This window comes from Ruegeria sp. BHSB064, assembly GCF_059613205.1.
Genome location: NZ_JBXWSB010000204.1, coordinates 1 through 4,743, shown reverse-complemented (window position 1 = coordinate 4,743; position 4,743 = coordinate 1). Strand labels below are relative to the sequence as shown.

The following is a 4,743-nucleotide window of genomic DNA, read 5'->3' as shown; positions in this document are numbered from 1 at the left end:
GCCGCTTCTACGCCGGGAACATCTGCTCCGGGGATCGCGTCGCCTTCTTTCTGGCACAGGAAGGTTTTTCCTTCGGTCAGTTTGGTTATCGCTGCCAGACCCGAGTTGAACGCCTCGGGCGCTTCAGCGATGATCGACGCGGAATCCGGGGCCAGCGGGTCACTGTCCATAGCCGTTACAAAGATTGCCGCTGGCGCGCTGCCCGGCAGTGGCATCTTCGAATAGGGCCGCGTACGAAACGCGGTCCACAGTCCCGCTGCACACAGTTTGGCAGTCACACCTTCTGCGCTGTCTGCATCACCAATGCCGGAAAAGTCCACGCCGTTGTCATTTGCATCCGACACTTCGATCACAACGCTTTGCAGGACACGGCGGGCACCTCGGTTGATGGCAACCACCTTACCGCTTACCGGCGCAACCATCATCGCCTCTGGTGCGTCCTTGTGACAGAACAACGGTGCCCCCCGTTGAACCTCCTCACCCTCTTGCACCAACATCTTAGGCTTCAGGCCGATATAGTCTCCACCCAAAATACCGACGGTCTTGTAGTCCGGCCCCGGATGGATGGTCTGGTCAGGAGCGCCTTCAACCGGCAGATCCAACCCTTTTTTAAGTTTGAAAGTTTGCATGTCGCTACGTTCTTCCAAGCCTTTATTGCTGCGCCTGCATTGCTGACGCCTGTTGGTGCCATGCAATACCGCGGAAATTCATACCACTTGTCGCGAAAGCGACAAAATGGGTCCAAATTCCGCAGGCGTAATTCCGATCACGGACCCTTTACGCGGGGACGCCTCCAAACGCAAACCTGTTACCGCCAAAAGTTATCTCGGAACCGCACTTTCCCACTGTTTGTTCGGAAAAGTGACACATTTCAGGCGTCAAAAAAAGCGTGTCGCACCTACGAAGGTTCCGGTGTAAGCAACCGGAATGGAACAAAACGCAGACCTCGACATCTTTCTGATCGCTACACCGGGCCTCGAAGCCCCCTTATGCGCCGAGGCACGGTCGAATGGATTCGCTCAGGCGAAAGCAGTTCGGGGTGGCGTAACGTGCCGAGGATCTTGGCCCGAAGTCTGGCGCGCCAATCTGACCTTAAGAGGCGCGAACAAGGTTCTTGTGAGGCTGGGTAGCTTCCCGGCGGTGCATTTGGCTCAGCTGGACAAACGAGCCCGAAAGTTTCCATGGGATGAATTCTTACGCTCGGACATACCGATCAAGGTCGAGGCGACAAGTCGTAAATCCCGGATTTACCACGCAGGCGCTGCCCGAGAACGGATCGAACGCGCGATATCCGAGACCTTGGGGGCTCCAATCTCATCTGACGCCGGGCTAAGGGTCTTGCTGCGAATCGAAAAAGACATTTGCACATTGTCGATCGACAGTTCGGGCGAGCTTTTGCACAAGCGCGGGCATAAGGAAGCGATAGCCAAGGCCCCGATGCGGGAAACGATGGCTGCCATGTTTCTTCGAGACTGCGGCTATATTGGTCAGGAACCTGTCCTTGATCCGATGTGCGGGTCAGGCACATTCGTGATTGAGGCCGCCGAAATCGCCCTTGGCTTGCTGCCCGGCCGGTCGCGCAGCTTTGCTTTTGAAGACCTCGCTAGTTTTGACCGCGACCATTGGCAGTCAATGCAAGACAGCACCACCCGCAAAGAAAGTGATCTAACTTTCTATGGCTCGGATAGGAACGCAGGTGCGATTGAAGCCGCCACCGCTAACGCCAAGCGTGCGCAGGTGGGCCAAGCAACACAGTTTCTTTTGAAGTCGGTCAGTGACATTAAGCCGCCGGAAGGCCCAAAAGGGCTGGTTATCGTGAACCCGCCTTATGGTGCGCGGATCGGGGACGAAAAGCGGTTGCGCTCGGTCTATGGAGCAATGGGCAAAACCCTGATGAGCCGTTTTCAGGGGTGGCGGGTTGGAATAGTGACCAGCGCCCCGTCCCTGGCAAGGGCAACGCGCCTGCCGTTGTTGGCACCAGGCCCGGTCGTCGATCATGGCGGCACAAAAATCCGCCTTTACAAAACGGATCCGCTTCGCTGACTCGGAACATTCAAGTTCGTGTTTTTTGACACGCATGATTTCCGGCATTCACGTCTCAGAAACCTCTTGCGCATCACAATCGCCGGGTATAGATCACCCGCCACGGTCGGAGTGTAGCTCAGCCTGGTAGAGCACTGTCTTCGGGAGGCAGGGGTCGGAGGTTCGAATCCTCTCACTCCGACCAATGAAATCAATCGCTTGCGTTGAATTTGCGCCTCTCGAAAATCCCCGGTTTCTGTTACGCGTAACGAAAACCCCTGAATCTATGGCACGTAAATCACCTAGCCTCCCACAATAAGCGGGCTTCCGTTGGGAAGGTGATGGCTAACCTGATGACCGAAAGGGGTTACGACGCCTTCTAAACGGTTATGCTTCGTCGCGCCGTAACACCACAAAACCGCAGAAGCTGAAAAAAACTGCGGCACGTGAACAAATACTGTTCAGTAACACCGGACGCCCTGCTAAAAAGGTGGTCTAATTCAAGGAAACCGTTGCCAAACTTTGAGACGAGTTCCTGACTATTATTTCGTGTTTTACGGGGCTTGCCACATTTAGGACAACTTAGTCGAGCAACTAGAACGCGAACAAACCCAGCGAAATTCAAGGCTGTGAAATGCTTGGTACTACATTTGTAACCCCCCCTCCTTCAAGCTCCCCACTTAGTGCAATACAGGGTAGTATTGCCTATGGTGACGGGAATCCGTCCACCGTGACGCAGATAACTTATGCCTTTGGAACAGATTTTGGTTCGCAGGCCTGGACGTCAGCATACAAGGCCGAGTTTCGCGAAGCTCTCGCCGCGATAGAAGCGGTAACGAACATTTCGTTTATAGAAACAACTGATGTCAACAATGCTGATCTAGAAGAAATCATTGCGCCCGGCTCGTATTTTCACCCCAGCACCAACACCCTCGGTTTCCACTACACACCATCAAGCAGAACGTCTTTGGGCGCTTACAACACCGCCTTCTGGACAGCAAACACTGGACTCGGAGGCAACGGTGATCCAGGTGGGTTTTTCTTTACCACCCTTATTCATGAATTGGGCCACGCGCTGGGGTTAGGCCACCCACATGATACCGGCCTGGGTACAACGATAATGAGCGGCGTGACCTCGGCGTTTGACTCTTTTGGGGTCGGAAACCTCAATCAGGGTGTCTTCACCGTAATGTCATATAATGACGGCTGGACCTCTCAGAACGGTGGTCTGCGTTCAACGGCCACTTATGGAGGTTCTACCGGACTTGGAGCGCTTGATATTGCAGCGTTGCAGGCGATGTATGGCGCGAACACAACGTACAACAGCGGGGACAATACCTTTGTCCTGCCTTACGCCAACTTTGCTGGCACCGGATACCAAGCAATTTGGGACACCGGTGGGAATGACACCATTCAGCATGTTGGCAGCTCGGATTCTTGGATCGACTTAAGGCCCGCCACGCTGGACTACAGCGACACCGGCGGCGGAGTCGTCTCTCACGCGACGGGAGTAAGGGGTGGTTTTACAATTGCGCACGGCGTTGTCATCGAGAATGCGTCGGGCGGATCAGGCGCAGATGTTATCGTAGGGAATACCGCTCAGAATACTCTGTGGGGGAATGCTGGACACGACAGAATATACTCGGTGTCAGATGGAACCAACAACAACACGATCTACGGTGGCTTAGGCAATGACACGATTTATCTTGCCATGGGGTCCGGGGCCGATCAGGTCTTTGGAAACGAAGGTAACGACACGGCCGTCGTGACTCGCAATGGCGGCACATTCACCGGAGGGACCGGAACGGATACCGTCAGGTTCGTCAGCGCCATCAGCACATATCTGTTTATCGACAACGGAAGCACTTATGAATTTCTCGATGTCGTATCGCGAGTTTCGTTCACAATCGCCAACGATGTAGAGTTAGTCCAGTTCTTGGATGGGGTACAGCAATACACCCGGGCGGGCATCCAAACCGCAATGCAGCTCACAGATATCGACAACCAGGGCACCACGCTAAAGCACGCAGCACAGGGCCTTTATGTTGTGGATTCGGGTGGTTCCAATCTGGGGCTGATTTATAATGGCCAAGCAGTCGGCGCGGCTTCGTTCGCTGGCTGGCAAGCTATTCAGGCCGAAGCATCCGGCGGTGATTACCGTGTGTTGTGGAAGAATAGTGACGGAACATATCTTGAATGGGTCGTCGACAGCAGCGGTCAATTCAAAGGCAGCAACTCTGTCGCCAATGTTGTAAGCTTGGAAACGTTCTACAACGCTGATTTGAATAATGACGGTACGATCGGGCACACATCGACCAATATCGAATCCAATGGATCTACGACCCTCGGGTCCACAACGCAAAACGTGTATCTCATAAATGGCACCATCGAGCTTGCTCTGGGTGATGGCACCACAGTCGGACCCAGCAGCATTGCCGGGTGGCAAGCCATTCATGCCGAAGCCGCATCAGGCGGAGGTTACACAGTTCTCTGGCAAAGCGCCGGTGGTGTCTATGGTGAATGGATCGTCGATGCTTCTGGTCGACTTCAAAGCAGCAGCGTCATCGATGATGTCAGGGACGTTGAAGCAAATTATGGTGTCGACCTGAACTCCGATGGTCAAATCGGCCATTTCACGACAACTATCGAATCCAATGGATCTACGACCCTCGGATTCACAACGCGAAACGTATATCTCATAAATGGCACCATCGAGCTCGC

The 4,743-nt window shown here is 54.1% G+C and carries 2 protein-coding genes, 1 tRNA gene and 1 pseudogene; 3 read left to right on the top strand and 1 reads right to left on the bottom strand.

The annotated features are described in order from the left end of the window. Positions 1-629, bottom strand: a pseudogene (locus AC2FNU_RS24000) (NADH:ubiquinone reductase (Na(+)-transporting) subunit A); the annotation flags it as partial. A gap of 298 nt (positions 630-927) precedes the next feature. Here AC2FNU_RS24000 and AC2FNU_RS23995 point away from each other — a divergent pair. The 3 genes from AC2FNU_RS23995 to AC2FNU_RS23985 all read left to right on the top strand — a co-directional run. Beyond that, on the top strand, positions 928-2,043 hold the full coding sequence (locus tag AC2FNU_RS23995; RefSeq protein ID WP_496793784.1) for a THUMP domain-containing class I SAM-dependent RNA methyltransferase: 1,116 nt from the start codon (positions 928-930) through the stop codon (positions 2,041-2,043). 107 nt (positions 2,044-2,150) lie between these two features. Beyond that, a tRNA-Pro gene (locus tag AC2FNU_RS23990) sits at positions 2,151-2,227 on the top strand. 525 nt (positions 2,228-2,752) lie between these two features. After that, on the top strand, positions 2,753-4,743 hold a 1,991-nt coding region (locus AC2FNU_RS23985; RefSeq protein ID WP_496793780.1), incomplete at its 3' end, for a M10 family metallopeptidase C-terminal domain-containing protein.